The 25572-nt window shown below is 74.3% G+C and carries 20 protein-coding genes; 12 read left to right on the top strand and 8 right to left on the bottom strand.

Annotated elements, in window-relative coordinates; genetic code table 11:
• Nucleotides 1-205 precede the first annotated feature (205 nt).
• The 3 genes from GCU69_RS04695 to GCU69_RS04685 are packed head-to-tail and all read left to right on the top strand — an operon-like array spanning nucleotide 206 to nucleotide 3156.
• Entirely contained in the window at nucleotides 206-1054 is an 849-nt protein-coding gene (locus GCU69_RS04695) for a glycoside hydrolase family 16 protein (protein WP_107644991.1), read from the top strand.
• Between the two features lie 5 nt (nucleotides 1055-1059).
• Nucleotides 1060-1617 carry a collagen-like triple helix repeat-containing protein gene (locus tag GCU69_RS04690; protein WP_156205200.1) on the top strand — a complete coding sequence of 186 codons (558 nt, stop codon included), beginning with the start codon at nucleotides 1060-1062 and terminating at the stop codon, nucleotides 1615-1617.
• A gap of 6 nt (nucleotides 1618-1623) precedes the next feature.
• On the top strand, nucleotides 1624-3156 hold the full coding sequence (locus GCU69_RS04685) for a tetratricopeptide repeat protein (RefSeq protein ID WP_156205199.1): 1533 nt from the start codon (nucleotides 1624-1626) through the stop codon (nucleotides 3154-3156).
• Nucleotides 3157-3331: 175 nt separating this feature from the next.
• Here GCU69_RS04685 and GCU69_RS04680 read toward each other — a convergent pair whose 3' ends face one another.
• Both GCU69_RS04680 and GCU69_RS04675 read right to left on the bottom strand, forming a co-directional pair.
• Nucleotides 3332-5560: a hypothetical protein gene (locus tag GCU69_RS04680; RefSeq protein WP_176604525.1), complete on the bottom strand. Its 2229-nt coding sequence runs from the start codon at nucleotides 5558-5560 to the stop codon at nucleotides 3332-3334.
• On the bottom strand, nucleotides 5557-6876 hold the full coding sequence (locus GCU69_RS04675) for an ABC transporter substrate-binding protein (RefSeq protein WP_098755225.1): 1320 nt from the start codon (nucleotides 6874-6876) through the stop codon (nucleotides 5557-5559). Before GCU69_RS04675 ends, GCU69_RS04680 begins: the two co-directional genes overlap by 4 nt.
• A gap of 337 nt (nucleotides 6877-7213) precedes the next feature.
• Here GCU69_RS04675 and GCU69_RS04670 point away from each other — a divergent pair, with 337 nt between their 5' ends.
• Genes GCU69_RS04670 through GCU69_RS04660 form a run of 3 tightly spaced genes read left to right on the top strand, consistent with a single transcriptional unit; the run spans nucleotide 7214 to nucleotide 10502 of the window.
• Complete coding sequence (locus tag GCU69_RS04670) at nucleotides 7214-8143, top strand: carbohydrate ABC transporter permease (protein ID WP_098755224.1); 930 nt, start codon at nucleotides 7214-7216, stop codon at nucleotides 8141-8143.
• Entirely contained in the window at nucleotides 8133-9053 is a 921-nt protein-coding gene (locus GCU69_RS04665) for a carbohydrate ABC transporter permease (RefSeq protein WP_156205197.1), read from the top strand. The genes GCU69_RS04670 and GCU69_RS04665 overlap by 11 nt, the downstream gene beginning before the upstream one ends.
• A gap of 33 nt (nucleotides 9054-9086) precedes the next feature.
• Nucleotides 9087-10502, top strand: coding sequence for a Gfo/Idh/MocA family protein (locus tag GCU69_RS04660; protein ID WP_098750509.1), 1416 nt, complete (start codon nucleotides 9087-9089; stop codon nucleotides 10500-10502).
• Here the strand turns inward: GCU69_RS04660 and GCU69_RS04655 are convergent.
• A complete protein-coding gene (locus GCU69_RS04655; protein WP_098750510.1) occupies nucleotides 10484-11164 on the bottom strand; it encodes a response regulator in 681 nt (226 codons plus the stop codon). The genes GCU69_RS04660 and GCU69_RS04655 overlap by 19 nt on opposite strands.
• A 157-nt stretch (nucleotides 11165-11321) precedes the next feature.
• On the opposite strand from GCU69_RS04655, the gene GCU69_RS04650 reads away from it, so the two are divergent.
• From GCU69_RS04650 to GCU69_RS04635, 4 genes are all read left to right on the top strand, one after another.
• Nucleotides 11322-12305 carry a Bug family tripartite tricarboxylate transporter substrate binding protein gene (locus tag GCU69_RS04650; protein ID WP_098750511.1) on the top strand — a complete coding sequence of 328 codons (984 nt, stop codon included), beginning with the start codon at nucleotides 11322-11324 and terminating at the stop codon, nucleotides 12303-12305.
• A gap of 161 nt (nucleotides 12306-12466) precedes the next feature.
• Nucleotides 12467-12952, top strand: a complete 486-nt coding sequence (locus GCU69_RS04645; protein WP_235978223.1) for a tripartite tricarboxylate transporter TctB family protein — start codon at nucleotides 12467-12469, stop codon at nucleotides 12950-12952.
• 1 nt (nucleotide 12953) lies between these two features.
• A complete protein-coding gene (locus GCU69_RS04640; RefSeq protein ID WP_156205195.1) occupies nucleotides 12954-14468 on the top strand; it encodes a tripartite tricarboxylate transporter permease in 1515 nt (504 codons plus the stop codon).
• 267 nt (nucleotides 14469-14735) lie between these two features.
• Nucleotides 14736-15887 (top strand): methyltransferase domain-containing protein, encoded by a 1152-nt coding sequence (locus GCU69_RS04635; protein ID WP_156205203.1) that lies wholly within the window; start codon nucleotides 14736-14738, stop codon nucleotides 15885-15887.
• A gap of 405 nt (nucleotides 15888-16292) precedes the next feature.
• Here GCU69_RS04635 and GCU69_RS04630 read toward each other — a convergent pair whose 3' ends face one another.
• Nucleotides 16293-16568, bottom strand: coding sequence for a helix-turn-helix domain-containing protein (locus GCU69_RS04630; protein ID WP_098751153.1), 276 nt, complete (start codon nucleotides 16566-16568; stop codon nucleotides 16293-16295).
• A 162-nt stretch (nucleotides 16569-16730) separates the two neighbouring features.
• On the opposite strand from GCU69_RS04630, the gene GCU69_RS04625 reads away from it, so the two are divergent.
• A complete protein-coding gene (locus GCU69_RS04625) occupies nucleotides 16731-17108 on the top strand; it encodes a GntR family transcriptional regulator (RefSeq protein WP_098751152.1) in 378 nt (125 codons plus the stop codon).
• A 59-nt stretch (nucleotides 17109-17167) separates the two neighbouring features.
• On the opposite strand, the gene GCU69_RS04620 is transcribed toward GCU69_RS04625, so the two are convergent.
• Both GCU69_RS04620 and GCU69_RS04615 read right to left on the bottom strand, forming a co-directional pair.
• Entirely contained in the window at nucleotides 17168-17794 is a 627-nt protein-coding gene (locus GCU69_RS04620; protein WP_156205194.1) for a hypothetical protein, read from the bottom strand.
• A gap of 198 nt (nucleotides 17795-17992) precedes the next feature.
• Complete coding sequence (locus GCU69_RS04615) at nucleotides 17993-19153, bottom strand: DUF5925 domain-containing protein (RefSeq protein ID WP_156205193.1); 1161 nt, start codon at nucleotides 19151-19153, stop codon at nucleotides 17993-17995.
• A 116-nt stretch (nucleotides 19154-19269) separates the two neighbouring features.
• Here GCU69_RS04615 and GCU69_RS04610 point away from each other — a divergent pair, with 116 nt between their 5' ends.
• The gene (locus tag GCU69_RS04610) at nucleotides 19270-20703 is read left to right on the top strand and encodes a glycoside hydrolase family protein (RefSeq protein WP_235978218.1); all 1434 of its coding nucleotides are present in this window, start codon (nucleotides 19270-19272) and stop codon (nucleotides 20701-20703) included.
• 218 nt (nucleotides 20704-20921) lie between these two features.
• On the opposite strand, the gene GCU69_RS04605 is transcribed toward GCU69_RS04610, so the two are convergent.
• Together GCU69_RS04605 and GCU69_RS04595 are read right to left on the bottom strand one after the other, a co-directional pair.
• Nucleotides 20922-24695 (bottom strand): polysaccharide biosynthesis C-terminal domain-containing protein, encoded by a 3774-nt coding sequence (locus GCU69_RS04605; protein WP_408055762.1) that lies wholly within the window; start codon nucleotides 24693-24695, stop codon nucleotides 20922-20924.
• The gene (locus GCU69_RS04595; protein ID WP_156205201.1) at nucleotides 24688-25461 is read right to left on the bottom strand and encodes a polysaccharide deacetylase family protein; all 774 of its coding nucleotides are present in this window, start codon (nucleotides 25459-25461) and stop codon (nucleotides 24688-24690) included. The genes GCU69_RS04605 and GCU69_RS04595 overlap by 8 nt, the downstream gene beginning before the upstream one ends.
• Nucleotides 25462-25572: the final 111 nt, after the last annotated feature.

Genomic DNA, 25572 nt, shown 5'->3' with positions numbered 1-25572 from the left:
CCCGGCAGGTCACCGCGGCGCGGGCCCGCCTCCGGTTGTTCGGCGCCGGAAGAGGACCTGCCGAACAACGGCGTACGGCGGTCGAATACCGGAGGGACACGGCCGGGAGGGGCCATGGCGCGGTCCGAGCCCGCGAAGGGGGGAGGGCTCGGACCGCCCCCGTGTCCGTACCGCGCGACAGGCTGGAACAGGTCGAAGGAGAGGCATGCACAGACGACTTCGCGCCCGGCGTCTCGCCGTGGGGTTCGGCGCGGCCGCACTCACGGCGACGCTCGCGGCGACCACGGCGCACGCGGGCCCGGAGCGGCCGCCGACGGCGGCCGAACGACACGGCTGGGGTGATCCGCTGCCGCAGTGGTCGGACGAGTTCCGCTACGGCTCCGAGGCGCGCCCCGCCGTGCCGGACCGCGGCAAGTGGCGGTTGGCGGGCGGCGGCCCGGGCGAGTGCTGGCCCGGTCACAGCGACAACGGCCGCCGCTGCGACGCCAACACCCGGGTCGTCGGCGGCAAACTGCGGATGACCGGCGAGGCGGACGGCGACACCGGCTGGCTGGCCTCGCAGTACGGACAGCGGTACGGACGGTGGGAGGCCCGCGTGCGCTCCCGGGCCACCGCACCCGACAACGGGCGGCAGTACCACCCGCTGCTGATCCTGTGGCCGGACTCCGGCCGCTGGCCCGAGGACGGCGAGTACGACTACCTGGAGAACGGCGCCCCGGGCGAGCAGTGCGCCGAGGCGTTCCTGCACTACCCGCACCCGGAGGGGGTGCCCGTACAGCAGGAGTTCGCGCAGAAGTGCGGCGTCGACCTGTCGAAGTGGCACAACGTCGCCATCGAGTGGACCCCGGACCATCTGCGCGGCTTCATCGACGGCGAGGAATGGTTCCGCTTCGCGGGGGGCGCGAACGCGGACCGCGACTGCATCCAGTGCGCCCCGTCCATGCACCAGACCATCCAGCTCGACAACTTCCACGGGGACGGCCTGCAGAGCGCCGTCTACGAAGTGGACTGGGCGCGGGTCTACGACCTTCCGGACAACGAAAGCGTGAGGTGATCACGATGCAGAACTCGTCCCAGCAGCCCGGCCCGGTGGGTCCGTCCGGGCAGCCCGGTGCGTCCGGTCCGTTCGGGCAGCCCGTTCCGCGGGGCCCCTTCGGGCAGCCCGGTGTACCCGAGCCGGCCCGCGTGTCCGGGGCCCTCGTCTTCGTACTCGTGATCGTCGCCGTGCACGCGCTCGGCACGGCCGCCGGCGGCTGGGCGGTCCTCGACGAGAACTACAACAAGGAGGAACACGGGCAGGACCTGCTGATGCCGATGGGCCTGGCCTGGTTCGTGGCGGTGTTCTGCTGGGCGATGGCCGCGCTCCAGGCTGCCTGCGTCGTGCTCGCCCGCAGGCGCCGCCCCTGGATCCGTGTGGTGCTCGCCGTGTGCCTGGCCTTCCTGGCCTGCTCGATGTTCCTCGCCTTCATGGGCTCGCTGGCGGCAGGTGCGCCCAGCCTCGCGGCGATCCTGGTCCTCGGTGTCGATACGGCCGCCCTGTGGGTGGTGCTCGGCGAGACCGGCCGCCGCTGGTTCTCCGCACGCGGCCCGGCGACCCCCGCCGCGCACCGGGGGTGACGTTCCATGGACCACCCGGCGTACGAACCCGGCCCGCACCGGGCGCCCGGCGAGCCTCCGCCCGGCGAGCCTCCGCCCGGCGAGCCCCCGCAGCCCCCGCCGCCTCCCCCGCCGCCGGTGCCGCCCGAGCCGCCCGAGCCGGTCGAGCCGCCCCGGGCCCCGGCCCCGGCCCCCTGCGACCCGGTGGCGGTGGCGGCCGGCAACGCCTCGCTGCTCGGCATCGGTTATCTGCTGCTGGGCCACCGGCGGCTCGCCGCGATCGCCGTCCTCGGCACAGTGGTGCTCCTCGACCTCGTCGCCACGAGAGCCGCGGCCTGGAGCGAGCTCCTGCTGCTCCTGTGGTGGGCGGCCGGTGCCGCGCACGGCTGGTTCCTGGCCCGCCGGCGCGAGCACGTCCTGCGGCGCGGGCAGCGCAACGGCACGCTCGCCCTCGCGGTCGCCGTGCTGCTGGCCGCCGTGCTGCTGCGCGTCGACGCGCACGGGATCGAGAACCGGGTGCGCGAGGCCCGCGACAGCGGCGACTGCGACCGCGTCATGGCCGTGCAGGACGAAGTGGGGTCCGGCCACCGGCTGGCGGGAGCGACGGTCGTCAAGGGCGGTGACGCGGTGGCGGAGGTGTGCCTCCGGCTGGAGCGCGCGGCGTCCGCCCTGGCCGCCGCCGGACGGGACGGGGACCTGGAGGAGCTGGAGCGGGGCTTCGGCGTCCTCGCCCGAGCCCTGAAGGAGCCCGGTCACGAGAAGACGGTCCAAACGGTCCTGGACACCTTCCTCGACGGGCTTCCCACCGAGAGGCCCTGCGACACCGCGGACATCGCCGACTGGCTCCGCGACCGCGAGCCGACGCGCGACGTACTGGACCGGTCCGCCGAGGCCGCGGCCCGCGCGGAACCCGCCGCGCTGCTGGGATGCGGTGAGGAGCTGATGGACGACGACAACTGGCAGCAGGCGCGCACGCGCTACCAGCGCCTCGTCGACGAGTACCCGGACGGCCCGCTCGCCGGCGAGGCCCGGAGCGGTGCCGAGAAGGCCCGGGTGAGGATCGAACTCGACGACGTGCGCCGGCTGGTCGCCGCCACCCACGACGCGTCGTCCGGCTACTGCGACGCGCCCGCCAAATACAGCGAAGCCCCCGCCCACCGCAAGGGGACCAACCGCGCGCTGTTCCTCGGCGACACCGAGTACACCGGGAAGCTCCCCGGCGACTGGCGCACCGACGACCCGGCCGAGGCGGCGCTCGTGGTCTGCGCGGGCGCGGCGGAGAACGGCGCCGCCGTCGACACCTGCTACTACGAGAACGACACCTCCGCCCACCTGCCCCACCAGGTGACCTTCCACAAGGTCAAGATCCCGCTGAAGGTCTACGAGCTGCGCACCGGGAAGCGCATCGATCCGCGCTCGGTGCAGATCGGCGGCGGAAGCTGCCCGGCGGTCCTGCACTACGAGTACTACGGCACGTACGACTACGGGCCGGGCGACCAGTTGGTCTCCACCGCCAAGTCCGACGTACGGGACGCCTTCCGGCCGGTCGTGACGCGCTGACCGAGCCCCGGGGCCCCGAGCCCCGCGGCCCCGGGCCCCGGGCTCCGGGCCTCGGGCCCGGGCTTCGGGACCGGCGGGCGCGGCGGCCCCGCCGTCCGGCCGGTCCGGGTCCCGTCCGGAACCCCGCACCGGACCCCGCCGGGGCCCGCCCGTACCGCTGCCCCGGTGGAACGGCTCAGGGCAGCGGTACGAAGCCCTCGTGCCGCACCGTCCAGCCGCGCCCGAAGCCCGGGGCCCCGCCCGGGACCCCGCCCCGCGCGGCGCCGGGCGCGGTGCCGGGGCCGCCCTCCCAGCCCCCGGCCATGAGCGCCACGGCCGCCAGCAGTCCGCCGTTGCCGGGGAGATAGAGCGGCAGCGAATCGTCCTGCCGGTTGTGCCCGTTGGGCAGGTAGTGGTTCTTGGGCCGGTCCAGCAGCAGCACCCCGGGCGCCAGGTCGGCCCGGCCGAGCCGGGTGGCCGTCATCGCCGCCATCGGGAAGTCCCAGCCCCACGCGCTGTCCCAGTCCCAGTCGGCGAGCACCGACAGCAGGGTGCGCTCCATCGTGGCCGGGTCCACCAGCGGGGTCCGCGGCACCACGCCGAGCGCGCCGAGCATGCTGGGATGGTCGGTGCGCAGGGTGTACGGCGGCACGTCGACCGCCGCGTAGACGCCGTCCCGGACCCGCGGGCGGACGAGCCGCGCCGCGATCCGCCGCCAGCGGCCGTCGCGCGGCAGCCCCGCCCGGGCCCGCCAGTCGTCGGCGACCCGCAGGGCCCAGGCCCAGTAGGCGAGTTCGAACGTCGGGTTGCGCATCCCGCGGCGGTCGGCGGCGTACGACTCCTGCGCGGGCACGAGCGGCGGGGCCAGCTCGAAGCCGCGTGTCGTGTGCTCGGGCAGCGCGGCCATGAACGCGGCGGTGTCCAGCACCAGGGGCGCCCAGCGCTCGACGACACCGGGATCGTCCGGGCGGGCGCGGCGCAGCAGCTCGGCGAGGTGGATCGGGTGCGGTTGCTGCCACAGCAGGAAGGGCCCGATGTCGCTCGGGGTCTCCTCGCCGTCCGGGCCCGTCTGCTTGGGCCAGCGCGCCCCGGGCAGCCGCTGCCCCCGCGCGGTGGCGCGGGCGGCCGGGAGGATCGTCTCGTACCAGGCCAGGCCGCGCTCCAGCAGCCCGGGCCGGCCCCAGGCGGCGAAGTGCGCCGCGTGCCACCAGTGCATCTCCAGATGGAACTTGCCGCGCCAGGAGTTCGCGGTCAGCCCCGTCTCCGCCGGGGGAGTGGAGCCCGCGCAGTGCACCCGGGTGAGGTACTGGGAGAGCACGATCCGCCGTTCGAGTTCGGGTGCCCGCCCGTCGGTGCTGCCGGACAGGTCGACGGCGGCCCCGGAGGCCCAGAAGGACCCCCACCCCGCGGCCGAGGCGGCGAACAGCTGTCCGGTGCCGTCCGCTGCCCCTTCGTGCCGCGCGGCGGAGGCGTCCGGGCCGGGGGCGCCGTCCCGGACGAACTCCACGACCGCGGAGCAGCCCGCGGGCCCGCCGCGGACGGTGACGTGGTGCGGGCCGGTGCGGCGCGCGTCGAGTCCGGGACCGGTGACGCGCACGGCGTAGCGGGTCGCGTCCAGGACCCGCTCGACGCGCCAGCCGGGGCCCGGCCCCGGACCGTCGGTGACACCGGAACCGGAACCGGAGCCGGAGCCGGGGTCCGGGCCGCTGCCGTCTCCGCCGGCGGAGCCGTCGTCGCGGAGCAGTGTCGTCCGGTGGGCCTCGGGGCGTGACCAGTCGGCGGCGTTCCCCCACGCCTGCGAACCGTACGGAAAGGCCAGCGTGAACCCGACCGGCGGGCCGTCCCGCGCCGTCACCTCGATCCCCACCGCGTCCCGGTCCGGGTGGGCGGCGGTGCGGACGGTGAAGCGGCGCCCGCGCCACCGGAACCGGCTGGTGACGATCCCGGTCGCGAGATCCAGGTCCTGGTGGACGCCGCTCAGCTCCGCCGGGTCCGGCGGGCCGTCCGCGTCCGCCGTCCACAGCCCGATCCGCCCGAGGTCCAGCCGGTGCGGATTGCCCCGCAGCCACTCCTCGGACGCGGTCAGACCGGACTGCTCGGTGGCGGACAGCGAACCGCCGAGGTCGACGTAGTCCACCCGGCCGTGCGCCGTGTCGTACGGGCGCGTCACCGAGGCGAGCCCGTGCGCCTGCTCCGGCCGCGGGGGTACGGAGTGCCAGCCCCACTGCGCCATGGTGCCCAGCAGCGTGCCGGTGCCCTGCCCGTACCGGTCCGGCAGCGGATACCTGCCGGGCAGGGACTGCAGCCCGGTCACGTCCAGGGTGAACGCGAACTCCCCGTTCCCCACGGCGAGCGGGGACTGCCCGAGGATCCCGCGGACGACGACGCGGTGGCGCGCCACCACCGCCTCGCGGTCGACCGTCACACGGAGTCCAGCGCCTGCTTCATCTCCGCGACCCAGGCCTTGGCGGCGTCGGCCGGGGAGGCCCTGCCGAACAGCACGTCGGAGTCGAGCTTGGACGTGGTGTCGTTCAGCCCGGAGCCGCCGGCCGGGGGGATCGGGACGGCGGCGGCGCCGTTCTCCGCCACCTGGTCGACGTACTCGGCGTTGGCCCTGCCCGCCTCGTCCAGGGCCGGGGTGATGGCCTCGCGGACCTCGGTGTTGAAGGGCAGACCGCGGTCGTCGCGGATCTTCTTCCCGGCCTCCGCCGAGTTGACCAGGTGGCTGAGCAGCTCGGCGGCGGCCTCCGGGTGCTGCGAGCGCGCCGAGATCGCGTAGTACTGCGAGGGCAGGACGGTGGTGCCCGGGCGTTCGTACTGATGCTCGCCGGGGATGTGCACCAGCTTCAGCTCCTCGCCGGAGGCCTGGGTGTAGGCGCCGAGCAGGTTGGAGTAGGTGATGGTCATGGCCGCCCTGCCGCGGCCCATCAGGGTCTGCTCCGGGGTGACCGTGGAGACCTCCTGGACGACTTCGGCGGACGGCATGCCCTTGTTGGCGAGCAGTGACTTCTCCAGTGCGAAGTAGTCCTCGACGGTGGCGGCGGAGACGCCGAGTTCGCCCTTCTCGTCGAAAATGGGGGTGCCGCGCTGGGCCGCGTACACCCCGAGGGTGTCGTTGACGCGCGGCTCATAGCCGACGGTGCCCTTCGGGCTCTTCTCCGATATCTCGCCGGCCAGGGAGACGAACTCCTCCCACGTCCAGGAGCCGGTGTCCGGCAGTTCGACACCGGCGGCCTCGAAGACGGCCGGGTTGACGATCATGGAGATGGCGTTGCCGCCGGTGGGCACGCCGTAGAGGGTGCCGTCGAACTTCGCCGAGTCGAGCGTGGCCTCCGGGAACTTCGAGAGGTCCAGCTGCTGCGACACCTCCGCCAGATCCAGCAGCGCGCCCCGGTCGCTGTACTCGCGGGGGTAGGCGCCACCGAGGGTCATCACGTCGGGCGCGTCGTTCGCGGCCGTCTCCGTCGCCAGCTTGTCGAAGTAGGCGTTGAAGTCGCTCGTCTCGGTCTCGACCGTGATGTCCGGGTTCGCCTTCTCGAAATCGGCCAGCACGCTGCGCGTCGTCGCCGCCCGCCGGTCGTCGCCCCACCACGCGAACCGGATGGTGGTCCTGCCGTCGTCCGAGCCGGTCCCCGTCCCCGAGCAGCCGCTGAGCGCCACCAGCGCGGCCAGTGCCGCGCCGGCCGCACCCGCCCGCAGGAAAGTCCTCGGCCTCTTCCCGGTCCTGCTCTTCCCGATCATGACGCCTCGTCTCCGGGGATGAGCGGCGCAGGCCGCCGCGAGTGCTCGGGGGCTGTTGGCGTGCCGCCGTCGTCGCCCCCACAGCGTCACGGCAGCCCGTCGATCGAGAAAGCGATTTCCCAGGGGCGGAAATTAACGCCCCCGTCATGGAGTGTCAACAGTGCAGGGGACATACCGCCGTTGCCCCCATCGGCGGTTTTCAGGGGCTTGCTGATGCGGGAGGGCTTGCTCGCACTGTGAGCCTGCACAATACTGCGCCGGGAAATCGCTTTCTCCAGGGCGGATTTGTCCGTCCGGAACAGAAGGGCGAAGGAGCCGGCATGCGCGAGCAGGGACCGTGAGCAGCACCGGTGGGCTCCGCGAACTCACCCGTCCCGCGCCGCGCCGCGGGACGGCGTACAAGGACAACCGGGCCGCCTACGCCTTCCTGGCACCCTGGCTGCTCGGCATCGTGCTCATCACCATCGGGCCGGTACTCGTCTCGCTCTATTTGTCCTTCACGGACTACAACCTGCTCCAGCCGCCGGACTTCACGGGCCTGGAGAACTACGCCGAGATGTTCGGCGACCCCAAGTTCCTCGCCTCGCTGAAGGTGACCCTCACCTACGTCGTCCTCTCCGTCCCGCTGCAGCTCGCCCTGGCCCTCGGCCTGGCCATGCTGCTGGACCGCGGCCTGCGCGGGCTGTCGCTCTACCGCTCGGTGCTCTATCTGCCGTCGATGCTGGGCGCCTCGGTGGCGGTCGCCATCCTGTGGCGGCAGGTCTTCGGCAGCGCGGGGCTGGTGAACCAGTTCCTCGGCTGGTTCGGCATCGAGGGCCAGGGATGGATCTCCAACCCCTCCACGGCGCTCGGCACGATCGTCCTGCTGCACATCTGGACGTTCGGCTCACCGATGGTCATCTTCCTCGCCGGGCTGCGCCAGATACCGCGCATGTACTACGAGGCGGCGGAGGTCGACGGGGCAGCGCCGCTGCGCCGCTTCCGGTCCGTCACGCTGCCGCTGCTCAGCCCCATCATCTTCTTCAACCTGGTGCTCCAGGTGATCTACGCCTTCCAGTCCTTCACCCAGGCCTTCATCGTCTCCTCGGGGACCGGCGGACCGAGCGACTCGACCCTCTTCACGACGCTGTACATCTACAAGGAGGGCTTCGGCCGCTTCCACATGGGCTACGCCTCCGCGATGGCCTGGGTGCTGCTGGTCGTCGTCGCGGCCTTCACCGCCGTGAACTTCTGGGCCTCACGCTTCTGGGTCTTCTATGACGACTGAAACCCCCGCGCGCGCCCGGGCCTCGGCCGGCGGAGCCGCGCCCCCGCCCGGGGAGCCCCGGCGCCCGCCCCGTCCCGGCGGCCGGCGGCGTGCCGCCGGCCTGGTCAAGCACGCGCTGCTGACCGCCCTGTCGCTGCTGATGATCTACCCGCTGATCTGGCTGATCACCAGCTCCTTCCGGCCGAGCGAGGTGATCTTCAGGGACCCGGCGCTCAGCGTGGAGGGTCTGTCGCTCACCAACTACTCCGACGGCTGGACGGCCCTGGCGTCGCCGTTCGGCGTCTACCTGCTCAACTCCGCCGTTCTCGTCCTCGGGACGATCGCCGGGAACCTCTTCTCCTGCTCGCTCGCCGCCTACGCCTTCGCCCGGCTGCGGTTCCGCGGCCGGAAGCTGCTCTTCGCGATCATGCTCGGCACCATCATGCTGCCGATCCACGTCATCATCGTCCCGCAGTACGTCCTCTTCTCCCACCTCAACCTGCTCAACACCTTCCTGCCGCTGGTCCTCCCGAAGTTCCTCGCCACCGACGCCTTCTTCGTCTTCCTGATGGTCCAGTTCATCCGCGGCATCCCCCGCGAACTGGACGAGGCCGCCCGCATCGACGGCGCGGGGCACCCGCGGATCTTCCTGCGGGTGATCCTGCCGCTCATGGTCCCGGCCCTGGTGACGACCGCGATCTTCACCTTCATCAACACCTGGAACGACTTCTTCGGCCAGCTCATCTACCTCACCCGGGAGGAGAACTGGACCGCCCCGCTGGCCCTGCGGACCTTCCTCGACGCCCAGACGGCCTCCAATTACGGCGGCATGTTCGCGATGTCCGTGATCTCGCTGCTGCCGCTCTTCCTCGTCTTCCTCTTCGGCCAGCGATGGCTCCTGCGGGGCATCGCGACGACCGGAATCAAGTGACACCCGCCCGACTCCTTCCGTGAAGGGACCCCGATGCACCACCCCTCCCCGGCACCGCTGCGCTACGCCCTGGTCGGGACCGGCTCGCGCGCCCGGATGTACGCCGAGGCCATCACCGGGCCGCACGCCCGGGTCGCGGAACTGGCCGCCTGGACCGACACCAACCCCGGCCGGCTCGACGTACACGAGCGGTGGCTGCGGGCGGCCGGTGCCCCCGCGCCCGTCCGCTTCGCCCCCGGCGAGGTGGCCGACGCCGTACGCCGCCACGCGATCGACCGGGTCGTCGTGACCACGCCCGACGCGACCCACGCGGACGTCGTCGAAGCGGCCCTGGAGGGAGGCGCCGACGCCATCGTGGAGAAGCCGCTGACCACGAGCGAGAGCGGGGTGCGGCGGATCGCCGACGCCGTGCGGCGCACCGGACGGCGGGTCACCGTCACCTTCAACTACCGCTACGCGCCCCGCAACGCCGCCCTCAAGGAGGTCATCGCCTCCGGCGAGATCGGCGACGTCACGTCGGTGCACTTCGAGTGGCTGCTGGACACCGCCCACGGCGCCGACTACTTCCGCCGCTGGCACCGGGACAAGGAGACCTCCGGCGGACTGCTCGTCCACAAGTCCTCCCACCACTTCGACCTGGTGAACTGGTGGCTGGACGACACACCCGTCCGCGTCTTCGCCAGCGGCGGCCTGCGGTTCTACGGGTCCGAGGCGGCCGCCCGCCGGGGCTCGGGCCCGCGCCCGGAGCGCGGCACCACCGACTCCCCGCTGCGCGACGCGTTCAGCCTGGACCTGCGCCAGGACCCGCTCCACAAGGCCCTCTACCTGGACCAGGAGCACTTCGACGGGTACCGGCGCGACAGGGACGTCTTCGACCCGGGCATCACCATCGAGGACAACCTCTCCCTCGTCGTCGACTACGCCTCGGGCGCCTCCATGGCGTACTCCCTCAACGCGCACGCCCCCTGGGAGGGCTACACCGTCGGCGTCAACGGCACCCGCGGCCGGGCCGAGCTGACCGTCGTCGAGCGCGGCTCGGTCACCACGGACGACACCGGCCACGTGATCACCGACCCGAGCGCCCGCCCCGACCTCGTCACCGGTGACGACCGGCGTCCCGTGAGCGAGCGGCTCACCGTCCAGCGCCATTTCGAGTCCGCCCGCGAAGTGCCCGTACCGGAGGGGGAGGGCGGGCACGGCGGCGGCGACGCGGTGCTGCTGCGCGACCTGTTCGCCGGGGCCGCCGGGCCGCCCGAGTGGCGGGACCCGCTCGGGCGCGCGGCGTCCTGGCAGGACGGGGTGCGGTCGGTCGTCGTCGGGCTGGCGGGCAACCGGTCCCTGGAGACGGGCGCAGCGGTCCGCACCGACGAGCTGGACCTCGGGCCCGCGGCGCTCCCCGGCACCGCGGGGCGGACCGCGCGCCGGGAGGGTCAGGCGATCCAGCGGTAACGCCGCTCCGGGCGCCCCGTCGTGCCGTACCGCAGCCGGACCTCGGCCCGCCCCGTCCCGGCGAAATACTCCAGATAACGCCGGGCGCTCACCCGGGACAGCGCGCCCGCCTCGGCGCACTCCGTCGCGGACAACCCGTCCGCGTGCTCCCGGAGGGTGCGCTCCACCAGCTCCGCCGTGTGGCTCGCCAGCCCTTTGGGCAGTTCTCTGGAACCGGGCGGCCGGGCACCGAAGATCCGGTCCACGTCCTCCTGGCTGGCCTCGCCCAGGCTGTCGAGCCGCGACCGGAGGGACGCCACATGCCGCAGCTGCTCCCGCAGGGCCTCCTGGGAGAAGGGCTTGATGAGGTAGTGCAGCGCCCCGGCCCGCAGCGCCGCCCGGACGATGTGCGCGTCCCGCGCCGCGGTGATGAACAGCGCGTCGACCGGCGGCCGGTCCTCCGCCCTGCGCAGCTCACGGAGCACGCTGACGCCGTCCATGTCGGGCAGGTACACGTCCAGCAGCACCACGTCCGGCCGCACCCGCTCCGCGACGCGCAGCGCCTCCGCGCCGGTGTGCGCCACCCCGGCCACGGTGAAGCCGTCCGTCGCGGCCACATAACGGCTGTGCAGCCTCGCGACCATGAAGTCGTCGTCGACGACCAGCACCCTGGCCTCGGTCATCGCGCCGCTCTCCCTACGAACTCTACGAACACAAGGTCCCTTAATACCGGAAGGGAGACGGCAGGTTAACCCGGAGGCAACATGTGGCGCGCTTCACGTTTCCTCCCCCGCGGCTCGTACGAATCGCTGGTGAAACAAGGATTAGGCGGTGTCACCCGTGCCTCTGCGCACCCCCCTCGCCATCCTCGGCGCGGCCCTGCTCGTGCTGATCGTCCCCCCGCTGCTCACCGCGGGCAGCGGCGCGGGCGGCGGTACACAGATCCCCGGCCTGCGCTTCATGGTGCCCAACACGCCCGGCGGTGGTTACGACATCACCGCCCGTACCGCGGCGAAGACCGTCGAGGACGCCGAGCTCAACCGTAACGTCGAGGTCTTCAACCTGCCCGGCGCGGGCGGCACCGTGGGCCTCAGCCGGCTGGTGAACGAACGCGGCAACGGCAAGCTCGCCATGTCCATGGGCCTGGGCGTCGTCGGAGCCGTGCACACCAACCACGCTCCGTCCACGCTGGCCGACACGACCCCGATCGCCCGGCTCACCGAGGAACCGGACATCGTCGTGGTCGCCAAGGACTCGCCCTACCGGGACTTCGGCCAGCTGCTGGCCGACTGGAAGAAGAACCCGGCGAAACTCCCGGTCGGCGGCGGCTCCTCGCCCGGCGGCCCCGACCACCTCGCGCCCATGCTGATGGCCGAGGCCGCCGGCATCACCCCGAAGTCCGTGAACTACGTGCCCTTCGACGGCGGCGGCGAACTGCTCGCCTCGGTGCTCGGCGGCAAGGTTGCCTTCGGCGTCTCCGGCGTGGGGGAGTACCTGGAGCAGATCAAGGCCGGTGAGCTGCGCGTGCTGGCCGTCACCGGACCGGAGCGCGTCGAGGGCCTGGACGCCCCGACCCTCAAGGAGGAGGGCGTCGACACCGAGTTCACCAACTGGCGCGGCATCGTCGCGCCGCCCGGGCTCACCGACACCGAACGGCAGAAGCTGATCGGCCTCTTCACCCGGCTGCACGACTCCGAGCAGTGGAAGGAGGCCGTCGACCGCAACGGCTGGACCGACGCCTTCCTGACCGGTGACAGGTTCGGCCGCTTCCTGAAGCAGCAGGACGAGCGTGTCGACACCGTCCTGAAGGAGCTGGGACTGTGACGGACGACGAGAAGAACACTTCCGTTGAGCTTGGTGAAAGCGGCGGGAGCAGCGGCAGCGGAGCAAGCAGCGGGAACGGCGGGAACGGCGGTAACGGAGCCGACGTCCCCGGCGGGCCCGCCCCCGGCAAGAACGCCCCCGGCGGGCGCACGCCCCGCGAACTGCTGCGCGGCCGCTCGGAACTCGGCGTCTGCCTGCTGCTCCTGGTCCTCGGCGTCCTCGTCCTCACCGACGCCCTCACCATGGCCGACGCCTTCACCCAGCGCGGCCCGGTCGGACCGGCCACCGTCCCCGTGATCGTCGGCGGCGCGCTGCTGCTGGTCGCCGTGGCGCTCGCCGTCGACGTGCTGCGCGGCGGCCGCGGCGAGGCGGAGGGCGGCGAGGACATCGACCTGACGGCGCCCGGCGACTGGCGCACGGTGCTGCTGCTCGCCGGGGTGTTCCTCGGCAACGCCGTGCTCATCGAGCCCCTCGGCTTCCCGGTCTCCGGAGCCCTGCTGTTCTGGGGATCCGCCTACGCCCTCGGCAGCCGCAACCCCGCCCGCGACCCGCTGATCGCCGCCGCGCTGTCGGTCGTGACGTTCCTGGTCTTCAACAACCTGCTGGGCGTACCGCTGCCCGGCGGCCCGCTGATGGGGGTGCTGTGACATGGAGAGCCTCAACTCCCTCCTCGACGGCTTCGGTACGGCACTGACACCGCTCAACCTGCTGTGGGCCGCCGTCGGTGTCCTGCTGGGCACCGCCATCGGCGTCCTGCCGGGAATCGGCCCGGCGATGGCCGTGGCGCTGCTGCTGCCCGTCACCTACGGGCTGGACCCGACCGCCGCGTTCATCATGTTCGCCGGCATCTACTACGGCGGCATGTTCGGCGGCTCGACCACCTCCATCCTGCTCAACACCCCCGGCGAGACCGCGGCCGTCGTCGCCGCCATCGAGGGCCACCCCATGGCCCGCTCCGGTCGCGGCGCGCAGGCCCTCGCGGCGGCCGCCGCCGGACACTTCGCGGGCGGCATGATCGGCACGATCGCGCTGGTCGCCCTCGCCCCGACCGTCGCCGCGCTGGCCGTGGACATCGGCGCGCCCGACTACTTCGCCATCATGGTGCTGGCATTCATCGCCGTGACCTCCGTGCTCGGCAGCTCCCGCGTCCGCGGCTTCGCCTCGCTGCTCATCGGCCTCACGATCGGGCTGGTCGGGCTGGACGCGATGACCGGGCAGCAGCGGCTGACGTTCGGCTCGCTGCAACTGGCCGACGGCATCGACGTCGTCATCGTCGCCGTCGGGCTCTTCGCCATCGGCGAGGCCCTGTGGGTCGCCGCCCATCTGCGCCGGGGCGGGGCCAAGCCCATTCCCGTGGGCCGGCCCTGGCTCGGCCGCGCCGAGCTGCGCCGCACCTGGAAGCCCTGGCTGCGCGGCCCGCTGATCGGCTTCCCGTTCGGCGCGATCCCGGCCGGCGGCGCGGAGATCCCGACCTTCCTGTCGTACGTCACGGAGAAGCGGCTGTCCAAGCACCAGGACGAGTGGGGCAAGGGCGCCGTCGAGGGCGTCGCGGGCCCGGAGTCGGCGGCCTCCGCGTCCGCCGCGGGCACCCTGGTCTCGCTGCTCACGCTGGGCCTGCCCACCACCGCGGTCGCCGCGGTGATGCTGGCCGCCTTCCAGCAGTACGGCATCCAGCCCGGCCCGCTGCTGTTCGACCACGAACCGGAACTCGTCTGGGGCCTCATCGCCTCGCTGTTCGTCGGCATGGTGCTGCTGCTGGTGCTGAACCTGCCGCTGGCCCCCGTCTGGGCGAAGCTGCTGCGCATCCCGCGGCCGTACCTCTACGCGGGCATCCTGTTCTTCGCCGCGGTCGGCGCGTACGCGGTCGGCGGCGAGGCACTGGACCTGGTGCTGCTGCTGATCATCGGCCTGGTGGGGCTGTGCATGCGGCGGTACGGGCTGCCGGTGCTGCCTGCGATGATCGGAGTCATCCTCGGCCCGGCCGCGGAACAGCAGCTGCGGCGCGCGCTCCAGCTGAGCGACGGCAGTGTCACCGGCCTGGTCAACACCCCGTTCTCGGTGACGGTGTACGCGGTCATCGCGCTGATCCTGGCCTGGCCCTGGCTGAAGCGGCTGCTCGTCCGCGGGCGCACGGCGGACCGGTCCGGGACCACGGCGGACTGACCCGGGGCCGGGGCCGGGGCCGGTCAGCCGTGGCCCCCGGCCCTGTCGCTGTCGCGGGGTGGCCCCGTGGCACCGCGACGGGGCCGAGTCCCGGCCCCGTCCGCCCGGCCGCCCCGGCGCCGACCGAACGTGCCGGGAGCCGGACGGCCGGTGCCGGACGGCCGGTGCCGGGGCGCCCCGGTGGCGGAAGGGCCGGTGCCGGGACAGCCGGGCGGGCCGGTTGTCAGTGGTGGCTGCGAAGGTCGTTCCGTGAGCGATGAGAGTGCCGTGCCCGCCGACCCACCGACCACCACAGAGACGCCCCCCGCCGCCGAGGCCGGGTACTGGGACGCCGCCGCGCCGTCCTTCGACGAGGAGCCCGACCACGGGCTGCGTGACCCGGCCGTACGGGCGGCCTGGGCCGGGCGGCTGGCCGACTGGCTGCCCGGCGAGCCGTCCGACGTCCTCGACCTCGGCTGCGGCACGGGCAGCCTCGCCCTGCTCGCCGCCGAGGCGGGCCACCGGGTGACCGGGGTCGACATGTCGCCACGGATGGCGGAACGGGCGCGCGCGAAGCTGGCCGGGACCGGCGCGGAGGTGCTGACCGGCGACGCCGCGCGGCCGCCCGTCGGTGAGCGGCGGTTCGACGTGGTGCTGGCCCGCCATGTGCTGTGGCTGCTGCCCGATCCGGCCGCCGTGCTGCGGCACTGGGCGGGACTGCTCCGCCCGGGCGGGCGGCTGGTCCTGGTCGAGGGCGTCTGGGGCGAGGTCTCCCCGGCCGGGCTTCCGGCGCGCCGGGCCGAGGAAGCCGTGGCACCGCTGGCCGACCGTGTCCGGGTCGAACGGCTCTCCGGCGACCCGGGCCTGTGGGGCCGGGCCGTCACCGACGAGCGGTACGCCCTGGTGGCGCACCTGGCACCGCCCCGGCGGCACACGGAGGTCGTCGACGTCCATCTGATCCTGCGCCGGGGCGAGGAGGTGCTGCTCGCCCGCCGCCGCGACACCGGTTATGCCGACGGCCTGCTGCACGCCCCGTCCGGGCACGCCGAGGACGGCGAGGACGTGCGCGAGGCGATGATCCGGGAGGCCCGCGAGGAGACCGGCCTGGACCTCGCTCCCGGGGACCTGCGCGTCGCCCTGGTCATGCAGCACCAGGGGCCGCGGGGCGCGCCGCGGATCGGCTGGTTCTTCGAGGCGCGGTACGGCGCGGGCGGCGAGCCGGTGAACGCCGAGCCGGCCAAGTGCTCGGAGATCGGCTGGTTTCCGCTGGACGCGCTGCCCGACGACATGGTGGCGTACTGCCGGGCCGGCCTCGACGCCTACCGGGCGGGTGACCGCTTCGTGCTCCACCGGCACCACCCGGACGACTCGATCGCGCACGACCCGACGGGCCCGGCCCGCGGTGTCCCGCTGCCGGTCACCGAACCGGCGGCCGGCTGAAGCGACTTCGGCGGCGCGGGTGCGCGTGCCCGGCGTCGGGCGGCCCGCCTCCCGGGAGTTCCGCGGTTCGCCCGGGCCGCCCGGGTTCACCGGCCGCCGCGGGATCCCGGGTCCGCGCGTGCGGGTGCGCCGGGGCGGCGTCACGGCCGCTGACGGGAGGGGAACCCGTCTCCGCGTCCGCGCGTGCGCGGGCGTTACGGACCGGGCCCGCCGGCCCGGTGCCAGGGGAGCCGCGCGTGCCCCCGTGCGAGTGCGCGTGTCCGTGCGCGTTCCCGCTCCCGCGGCCAGGGGTGCCCCGGGCTCGGGGCTCGGCCCGGAGAGGACTCCCGTGTACGGCCGCGAAGCGCTCGGCTGTGCGGCCGCGAAGCGCTCGGCTGTGCGGCCGCGAAGCGCTCGGCGCCCGGGTCACGCGGTCAGTGGCGGCGCGTCCTCGTCCCCGGTCCCGGCGCAGGCCGCGGCCAGTTCGTCCAGGGACACCCCGAGCGCCGCCGACAGCGCCGCCACGGTGAAGAAGGCCGGGGTCGGGGCCCGGCCGGTCTCGATCTTGCGCAGGGTCTCCGCGGAGACCCCGGCCGCCGCGGCGACCTCCACCATGCTCCGGTCGCCGCGCGCCTCGCGCAGCAGCGCGCCGAAGCGTTCACCGCGTTCACGCTCCCACGGGGTCAAAGGGGTTCGCACCATGCCTGTGATACTAATACCGGTATAAGTATTGGCTTCCGTGAGGCGCGCACCGGGAGTCCGGGCCAGGCCGGAGGCCGGGCCCCGGCGCGGCGGGTGCGCGGCCCCGTCGTGGCCCACAATGGGAGGCCCGGAACCAGCGACCCCCCGCGAGGAGAACCACCCGTGAGCTTGAAGGTCAGCGTCGACCCCGGCTCCGCCGAGGCGCCGTACGAGCAGGTGCGTGGCCACATCGCCGAGCAGGCCCGGTCGGGGGAGCTCCCGGTCGGCTACAAGCTGCCGACCGTGCGCGGGCTCGCGGAACAACTGGGCCTGGCCGCCAACACGGTCGCCAAGGCCTATCGCGCCCTGGAAGCCGACGGGGTCGTCGAGACCCGGGGCCGCAACGGCACGTTCGTCGCCGCCGCCGGGGAGGGCGCCGAACGCGAAGCCGCCGCGGCCGCGCAGACGTACGCCCAGCGGGTGCGGCGCCTCGGTCTGGACCGGGCCGCGGCCCTGGCAGCGGCCGAGGACGCGCTGCGCGCCGCCTACGCCACGGACTGAGCCGGGCGCGGGCGGCGCGCGGAAGCGGGGCGGAGGGCGCGCGGGAGCGCGCCGGGGCGTCAGTGCGGGGTGCCCGAGCCCTCGGGGCAGTGCACGCGCGGGTTCCACTCCGCGAAGAGACCCTTCGGGTTCTTCTTGTAGAGCCAGACGTGCAGGTCGTAGTGGACGGGCATGTTCGGCTCGTGCCCGGGCATCGGGCCCTGGAAGTCCTGGCCGAACATCCGCGGACGGTCCTGGTCGGTCTCGAGGTCGGCGTCCTTGTCGTTGACGAGGTACTCGATCGCGACGAGCCGGCGGGTGCCGTCCGGCCCGGGCTCGTAGAGGACCGCGGCGGGCTTCGCCGGGTCGGTGGAGCCGATGTGGGCCGGGTTGACGTAGTGGTAGCCCATGCCGCCCATGGGCGACGAGGCGCAGATCTCGGTGCGGTGGTAACCGGCGGCGATCGCCGCCTTCTCCGAGCGGAACTTCTTCGTGGCGGCGCGCGCGGTGGCCAGGTCGCGTTCCCGGTCGCCGTGCGCGGGATCGTTCCGGGGGGTGCCGTGGGGACGGGCCGCCGGCTCGTGTGCGGCCCGGTCGGTGCCGTGCCCGCCGTGGTGCGGATGGTCGTGGCCGGCGGCGGGGGCGGCCGGCAGGGTGACCGCGGCCAGGACGAGGGCCAGCCCGGGGAGCATGCGTCTTTGCTGCATGGGGGATCCGTTTCGGGAGGGGAGTGACGGGACCACCGGCCCGGGCGGGAGGCCCGGACCGGCTTCACCGGTCGCGTCATGCGCAGCCTCCGCCGACCCGCGCCCCACCGCACCCGGCACTGCTCCGACCGGAGGTGTCCGTGCCCGGACCGGGGGAGCGGCGCCGGAACCGGAACGCCGGGGCCCGGGCCGGCGCCGTCACAGATACAGACCGGCGTCCCCGCCCGACGGCCGTCCCGTCACCGAGTCCGGGGTCGTGCCGCGACGGAGGGCGAACAGCTCGGCGAGGGTCGTGCCGTCCCGGCCGACGCCCTCCTCGCTGCCCAGCCAGTCCACCGACTCCGCCCGGGTCAGCGGCCCCACCTCGATCCGGGCCAGACAGCGGCCCGGCCGGACGACCGCCGGATGCAGCCGCTCCAGATCCTCGTTGGTGGTGACGCCCACGAGAACGTTCCGCCCCTGCCCGAGCAGCCCGTCGGTGAGGTTCAGCAGCCGGGACAGCGCCTGCCCCGCCGTGTGCTTCGCCTCGCCGCGGATCAGCTCGTCGCAGTCCTCCAGGAGCAGCAGCCGCCAGCGGCCCTGCGGTCCCTCGTCCTCCCCGATGGCGATGTCCATCAGATAGCCGATGTCGTTGAACAGCCGCTCCGGGTCCAGCACGCAGTCGACCTGGCACCAGTCGCGCCAGGACCGGGCGAGCGTCCGCAGCGCGGAGGTCTTGCCGGTCCCCGGCGGGCCGTGGAGCAGCAGCAGCCGGCCGGAGATGTCCCCGGGCCCGGTCTTCATCAGCCGGTCCATGGCCTCCGCGACCGGCGCCGTGTAGTTGGGCCGGATCTCGTCCCAGGTGCCCGCGCTGATCTGACGGGTGGTGCGGTAGGGGCCGCGGCGCGGCGAGACGTACCAGAACCCCATCGTCACGCTCGTAGGCTGCGGTTCCGGCTCGTCCTCGGCCCCCTCGGTGGACTGGGCGAGGACCTCCTCGGCCAGTTCGTCGTCGACGGCCGTCACCGTCACGTCCGCGCCGTGCCGCCACCGGGACACCAGCAGCGTCCAGCCCTCGCCCTCGGCGAGGACCGCGCCGCGGCCCGCGTCCCGTACGGAGCGCAGGACCGTCGCGCCCGGCGGCAGCAGCGTCGCCTCCGGCCTGACCTTGTCGACGGAGGAGCTGCGGGAGTACGGCTGCTCGCCGGTGGTGAAGCGGCCGAGGAACAGGGCGTCGACGACATCCGCCGGGGAGTCGCTGTCGTCCATGGTCAGCCGGATGGGAAGGGTCTCGTGGGCCGGTCGGGGGCCGGGGACGGGGGTCGGGCCGGGGCTGGGCAGAGGAAGACTCCCGGGGTCGGACGGTCGCTGGTCGCGCATGACGCCATGATCCGGCACCGGGGGCCCCGGAGCACACCGGTTTTGTCCCCGGCGCGTTCCGGAGTCTTTACGCGAAGCGCTCTCTAGCGGACGAACGGGTCGATATCCTGGCGAGGATGACACCTCACAACGGAACAGGCGGTGTCGCGGTGGCGCGGGCGCGACGGCGGAAGACCACCCGGAGCACCCTCCGGTTCATCGGCGCGGCGGCCGCGGCGGCGTCCCTGCTGCTGGTCGTCGCATGGCCGCCGGGCGGCGGGGAGGGCGTGGCGGACGGCCGGGGCGGGGCGGGTTCCGGCCCGCACGGCAGCTCCCGGCCGGCCGCGGACAGCGCCGGACCGGCGCTCGGCTGGGGCCTCACCCACACCCGGTACAGCGCCGACCAGGGCGAACGCGGTGCCCGCGAGCGCGCGGAGAAGCTGCTGTCGCAGCGGCGGCTGCCGCAGAACCAGCACATCATGGGCTGGGGCGCGCTCAACCCCGAGCCGTCGCCCGGCCGTTACGACTTCGCCTCGCTGGACAGCCGCGTCGAGCTGGTCCGGCGGACCGGCGGCACCCCGGTGATCACGCTCTGCTGCGCGCCGGACTGGATGAAGGGCGGCGCGGACGGGGAGACCGACTGGTCGCGGGAGCGGCTGGAGACGGCGCCCGACCCCGAGCACTACGACGACTTCGCGAAGCTCGCCGGGGTCGTCGCCGAACGCTATCCGGACGTGCGGCACTTCATCGTCTGGAACGAGCTCAAGGGCTTCTTCGACGACGACCGGAACCGCTGGGACGCCGAGAGCTACACCCGGCTCTACAACAAGGTGTACGCCGAACTGAAGAGGGTCGACGAGAACAACCTGGTCGGCGGCCCGTACGTGGTCATGGACAGCCGGCCGCCCGGCGACGACACCCACGCCTCGCCGGTGCGCGGCCCCTGGGGCAGCGTCGACCGCCGCGCCCTGGACGCCCTCGGGTACTGGGACGAGCACAAGGTCGGCGCGGACTTCGTCGTCGTGGACGGGCCGAGCTACACGCACGAGGACGAGCTGGTGCCGGACGAGTTCACCGCCACGGAGAAGTTCGGCGCCGTCGGCCGCTGGGTGCGGGAGCGGACGGGGCTGCCGCTGTGGTGGGCCGAGTGGTACGTGGAGCCGGGAGACGCCGACGACGCCCGGGACGGCTGGAGCGAGCGCCACCGGGTCGCCGTGCACGCCGCCGGGATGATGGCCATGGCCCGCGGCGGCGCCGCCACCGGCCTCTACTGGAACCCGCAGCGGCGCGGCGCGGACTGCCCCGGCTGTCTCTGGCGCGGCACGGCCGACGCCGACGGGGGCGGCGCGCTGCCGATGATGAGCCTGCTGAGCCGGTTCGGCCGGGAGTTCCCGCCCGGTACGCGTTTCACGGAGGCGAAGACCGGGGGGGACGGAGCGCGGCATCTGAAGGTGCTCGCCGACGACCGGGTGGTGCTCGCCGTGAACACCCTCGGGCGGGCGGTGAAGGCCGAGGTCGACGGAGAGCCGGTCGAGTTCGGCCCGTACGGCGTCCGCTGGCTGACACGCTGACGGGCCGACACGCTGACGGGGCCGACCCGCACACGCTGACGTGCACGGCACGGCACGGCACGGCACGGCACGGCACGGCACCGCCCGGCACCGCACGGTACGACACCGCCCGGCACGGCACGGCACCGCAGTTGGCGGTCGGCGGTCGGCAGCGGGCGGACAACGTCGGACGGCGACCCCGGGGCGGACGCCGGACCGCGCCGCCCGCCGTCCCCGTTTCACGACATCGTCCAGAAGCGGTGCAGCAGCGCCGCCAGTGTGGCGGCCGCCAGTGGCATGGCGAACCACAGCGAGCAGCGCAGCCACAGCTGGGCCCGCACCCCCGGCATGGCCGCGACCCGCAGCACCTCGCGCGCCGCGAGCAGCAGCATCAGCAGCCCCGCGGTCAGCGCCCCGAACACCGACCAGGGGGTCCAGGTGATCCGCGGTCCCGGCGGGCCGGGATCGGGGCGGGCGACCGGGCCGGGCGGCTGCTCGCGCAACTCGTACAGGGCCGCGTGCTCGTTGGACAGCACCCGGCGCAGCTCGGGCCGCCCGTCCAGCTCGCGCAGCAACCGCCGTTCCCAGCGGGGCGGATAGCCCGAGTCGAGCTCCAGATAGCGGGACTGGCTCCGGTTGACGACGAGATAGCTCCGCGGTCCGGCCTCCTCCAGGGCCGACACCAGCGGACCCGCCGACGCCGGATCGCGCGGGGCGGCGGTCGGGAGATAGGACACCCGTGCCATGTCCCGCGCGCCCCACGGCAGGGCGGGCGTGACGTTCTCCACCGGGTCGTCGCTCAGCCACAGCAGCCGCACGGTCGGCTCGTCGTGGGCGTAGACGTACTCCATGGCGGCCACCTCGCCGGTGTGCACCCGCTCGAACGGCTCGTTGCCCCAGCGGGCGACCAGGAAACCGCCCATCAGCACCAGTCCGGTGAGCAGCACGGCAGGCACCGTCCGGCGGGCGCGGGCCGCCGCGGCCCGCGGGAACAGCGCCAGCGCGGCCAGCACACAGAGCCCCGGCACCGCGAACAGGAAGACACGCAGTGCCATTTCGCCGCCGTACGACTGGAGGCCCAGGGCGAGGAACGGGACGAAGGCCAGCACGGGCAGCGACCGCTCGCCGTACCCCGTCAGCCGGCGCCGCCACCAGCCCGCGCACGCCAGTGCGACGACACCGCCCGCGAGCGCCACCCGGGTGTAGAGCACCCACCGGTGTGCGCTGCTGCCGCCCTCGATGCGCCCGGCCACGGACGAGGACACGTTGTCGCCGAGCCCCCCGATCCCGCCGAAAAGCTCGTCGAAGTGCCCCGACCAGTACGGTTCGGCGAGGTATCCCACCCATACGGCCACCATCACCGCGCACAGCAGCGGCAGCCCGCGCAGCGACGACCGGCCCGCTGCCACCAGCGCCGCGAGCACTCCCAGCATCACGAACGGCGTCAACTGGTGCGCCGGGACCGTCGCCGCGTACAGCCCGACCAGCACCAGCAGCAGCACGACCCGGCCGGCGCGCCCCACGGCGGGCGGTTCTGCCTCACCGGGCCGGAGCCTCCCCGGCACGACGCGCGCCTCGCGGAACCAGACCAGCAGCACCGCGACGAACACCAGATACAGCAGATAGGTGAAGCCCTGCGGGGAGAAGTAGTCCTGGCCGACCCAGCCGCACAGGGCGAACAGCCACAGCGCGGTCCACCGGGCGCGCGGATGGGCCCGTACCGAACGCAGCAGCAGGGCCATCGGCGCGAGGTACAGCAGTTGCAGGGCCGTCGGCCACCAGCGCAGCATCGCGGCCGGATCCGACAGCCCGCACGCCTCGGCGGCGAACGCCACGACCGCGAAGAACGCCGGCCAGCTCCAGCGGGCGTCCAGGTCGGGCGCGGCCGTTCCGGTCCGTTCCAGGTGGTCGAGGAACCCCAGATGCTGCCAGGCCGTCGCGAACCGGGGCTCGGCCTCCAGGACGGCGGGCAGCGCGTGCAGCGACGCGACCGTCAGCAGCAGGGTGGCGGCGAGCAGCGCGCGGCGCGGTACGGCGGGCGCCAGACCGGCCGTGAAGGCGGCGGCGAGCAGGGCCGCCCCGAGCAGCGTCGCGCCCGGCAGTACGCTGACCAGGCCGAGCCCGCCCATCTCGTCCAGCTCGGCGTCCCCGATGCCGCGCAACGGCAGCCAGTACAGCGCGAGCCCGGCGGCCAGCAGCAGCCACCCCGTCGCCGCGGCGGCCGCTTCACGGCGCACCGGCAGGCGCACCGGACGGCGCGCCGGCAGAGGGAGCCGCAGCCGGTGCGCCGTCCGGTGCGCCTGTAGAGGGAGCCGCAGCCGCCGGGCGGCCCGTCGCCGGGGAACCCGGACCGGCCCCGGGCCCCGTACCGGTCCGGCCGCCGCCGGGGCCCGGAGCACCCGGAACAGCCGGTGTCCGGCGACGGCGGCGACCACCGTCATGCTGGCCGCCTCGGCGACCCCCGCGCCCGTCAGCCCCATCCGGGGCAGCAGCACCAGGGTCAGACCGAGCACGAGCACGCACAGCGCACCCTGGAGCACCGCGAGCCCGGAGGTGCGGGACTGGGCGCGCAGCACCGCGAAATACACCTCGACCACCACCCGCAGCACGGAACCCACCGCGAGCCAGCGCAGCAGCGGTGTCGCCGCCTCCGCGTAACCCGCGCCGAAGACCGCCAGGATCCGGGGAGCGAACAGAAAGAGGAACAGGGCGACCGGCAGGACGATCCGCGCCATCCGGACCAGCGCGGCCCGGCAGTTCTCCGCCAGCCGGGCCGGGTCGTGCGCGCCCTCGACGGTGAGCGACGCGCCCATGTTGACGGCGAGGAGGTTGACCGTGCTGCCGATGGTCGCCGTGACGTAGAAGTAGGCGTTGTCGGCCGAGCCGACCTGCGCGGCGACGAGCACGGGGACCAGATGGACGACGGCGAGGGCGAACAGCGAGCCGGTGTAGTCGCCGGCGAGGAACCGGCCGATCTCCCGGGCCCCGGGCGGACCGGCGTCCGGCGGAGCCGCCTCGGCCGCGGGAAGCCCGGGGCTGCCGCCGGTGACTCCCGCACCGCCGGTGACTCCCGCACCGCCGGTCACTCCCGGGCGGCCGGTCGTCCCCACAGGACCGGGCAGGGCGGGGCCGCCGCCGCTGGTTCCCGGGCGGCCGGCGGCCCCGGGGTCCCGCGTGGTCCCGGGGCCGCCCGGCAGGGCGCGGCCGCCGCCCGACGGTGCGGAGCCGTCGCCGGGCAGGCCGGGGAGACCGGACGGCGGTCCCCCGGAGGCTCCCGTGGGGGCGGCGGCTCCCGGGCCCGGAGCTGCCGCGCGCCGCGCCGGGCGCACCGCCGCGCTGTGCCGGGGCACCAGCCGCCGGAACACCAGGAACCCCAGCGGCACCACGGACACCGCGATCGCCGCCACCCAGGAGACGAACACCCCGGCCGTGGGCACCGCCGCGGCGAGCGCCACCAGCAGCACCAGCTTGACCACCGAGAAGGCGGTGTTGCCGACGGGCACCCAGAAGGCGCTGCGCAGCCCCGTGAGCACCCCGTCCTGCAAGGTCAGCAGCGACCAGAGGACGACGGCCGCCACGAACCCCGCCCCGGCCGCGGGCCCGTGCAGAAACCGGTACGACTCCCCCCACAGGCCGAGCGTCAGCAGGAACAGCACCGCGGCGAGCGCCACGAACACCGAACTGGCCGCGTACGTCCGCAGGATCAGCCGCCCGGTCGCGCGGCCCGCCACCGGGATGAACCGGGCCAGCGCCCCCGTCAGGGTCAGCGCGGCGAGCCCGGCCAGCAGCTTCATCGCCGCGATGGCCGCCGAGCCCTGGCCGACGGACTCCTCGCTGTAGTAGCGGGCCGCGGCCAGCCAGAAGCCCAGCCCCAGCACCGCGGAGATCCCGGTGTTGACCATCAGGGCGTAGGCGTTGCGGAACAGCGGACTGCCGCTGTCCCGCCCCGGGGCCCGCCCGTCCGGCCGTGGGCGGGCCCGCTCACCGGCCGGGGCGGTGCGCGTGTCAGACACCTGTCCCGGTCACCTTTCGCACGGCCTGCCGCGAGCGGCGCACCACGGCGTACCCCTTGGTCAGCGCCCGGTCCCGGGCGACATCACGGACACCGGCCCGCCCCTCCACCAGACGCTCGAACTCCGCGGCCGTGGTCCGGCGCCGGACCGTGATCCGGCGCAGCGCGTACGGGCCCTGCCGCGGGCGGGCCAGAGCGTTGCCCACCGCGAGGGACTGGGCGAAACCGGCGTCCCGGACGGCCTGCCGCACCCGTCTGCTGGAATAGCCGTACGGATACGCGAACGACACCGGGCCGCGGCCGAGTTCGCCGTGCAGGAGGTCCCGGCACAGCTCGATCTCCGACCGCAGGCGCGCGTCGCCGAGCTGGTCCAGCTGCGGATGGCTGTGGCTGTGCGCCCCGATCTCCAGCCCCGCCCGGGCCAGGGCGCGCACCTGGTCCCAGCCGAGCATGGTGTCGGGGGCGCCCGGTGTCCCGTACGGGCCGCGCAGCCAGCCGGTGGTGGCGAACAGGGTGGCCGTGAAGCCGTGCCGCGCCAGCAGCGGCAGGGCGTGCCGGTGCACGCCCTCGTAGCCGTCGTCGAAGGTGATCAGGACGGGTCTGGCGGGAAGCGGGCCGCCGGACCGCCACGCGTCGCCGAGTTCCCGGGTGGTGACGGGCGTGAATCCGCGGTCCGCCAGCAGCTCCAGTTGCTCCGCGAACGCGGCGGGCGAGACCGACAAGGCGTACGCGGCGGGCGACGGGGCCGCTCCCACGGCGTGGTACATCAGGATCGGCACCGGCGGCTCCGGGCCCGGACCGCGTCCCCGTGCCCGTACACCGGGTCCCGGCCGGGGCGCCCGCGCGCGGCCCGGTCCGCCGGGGTCCGCCGGGCCGGG

It is taken from the genome of Streptomyces lycii, from assembly GCF_009735685.1.
GTDB lineage: Bacteria > Actinomycetota > Actinomycetes > Streptomycetales > Streptomycetaceae > Streptomyces > Streptomyces lycii.
This window is presented reverse-complemented; position numbering and strand designations above follow the sequence as displayed.

Excerpts from the sequence above, each read along its gene's own strand:
- GCU69_RS04690 (WP_156205200.1), top strand. The coding sequence starts at position 1,060 with ATGCAGAACTCGTCCCAGCAGCCCGGCCCGGTGGGTCCGTCCGGGCAG.
- GCU69_RS04620 (WP_156205194.1), bottom strand. The coding sequence starts at position 17,794 with ATGCAGCAAAGACGCATGCTCCCCGGGCTGGCCCTCGTCCTGGCCGCG.
- GCU69_RS04610 (WP_235978218.1), top strand. The coding sequence starts at position 19,270 with ATGACACCTCACAACGGAACAGGCGGTGTCGCGGTGGCGCGGGCGCGA.
- GCU69_RS04665 (WP_156205197.1), top strand. The coding sequence starts at position 8,133 with ATGACGACTGAAACCCCCGCGCGCGCCCGGGCCTCGGCCGGCGGAGCC.
- GCU69_RS04595 (WP_156205201.1), bottom strand. The coding sequence starts at position 25,461 with ATGTACCACGCCGTGGGAGCGGCCCCGTCGCCCGCCGCGTACGCCTTG.
- GCU69_RS04695 (WP_107644991.1), top strand. The coding sequence starts at position 206 with ATGCACAGACGACTTCGCGCCCGGCGTCTCGCCGTGGGGTTCGGCGCG.
- GCU69_RS04675 (WP_098755225.1), bottom strand. The coding sequence starts at position 6,876 with ATGATCGGGAAGAGCAGGACCGGGAAGAGGCCGAGGACTTTCCTGCGG.
- GCU69_RS04660 (WP_098750509.1), top strand. The coding sequence starts at position 9,087 with ATGCACCACCCCTCCCCGGCACCGCTGCGCTACGCCCTGGTCGGGACC.
- GCU69_RS04655 (WP_098750510.1), bottom strand. The coding sequence starts at position 11,164 with ATGACCGAGGCCAGGGTGCTGGTCGTCGACGACGACTTCATGGTCGCG.
- GCU69_RS04685 (WP_156205199.1), top strand. The coding sequence starts at position 1,624 with ATGGACCACCCGGCGTACGAACCCGGCCCGCACCGGGCGCCCGGCGAG.
- GCU69_RS04615 (WP_156205193.1), bottom strand. The coding sequence starts at position 19,153 with ATGCGCGACCAGCGACCGTCCGACCCCGGGAGTCTTCCTCTGCCCAGC.
- GCU69_RS04630 (WP_098751153.1), bottom strand. The coding sequence starts at position 16,568 with ATGGTGCGAACCCCTTTGACCCCGTGGGAGCGTGAACGCGGTGAACGC.
- GCU69_RS04640 (WP_156205195.1), top strand. The coding sequence starts at position 12,954 with ATGGAGAGCCTCAACTCCCTCCTCGACGGCTTCGGTACGGCACTGACA.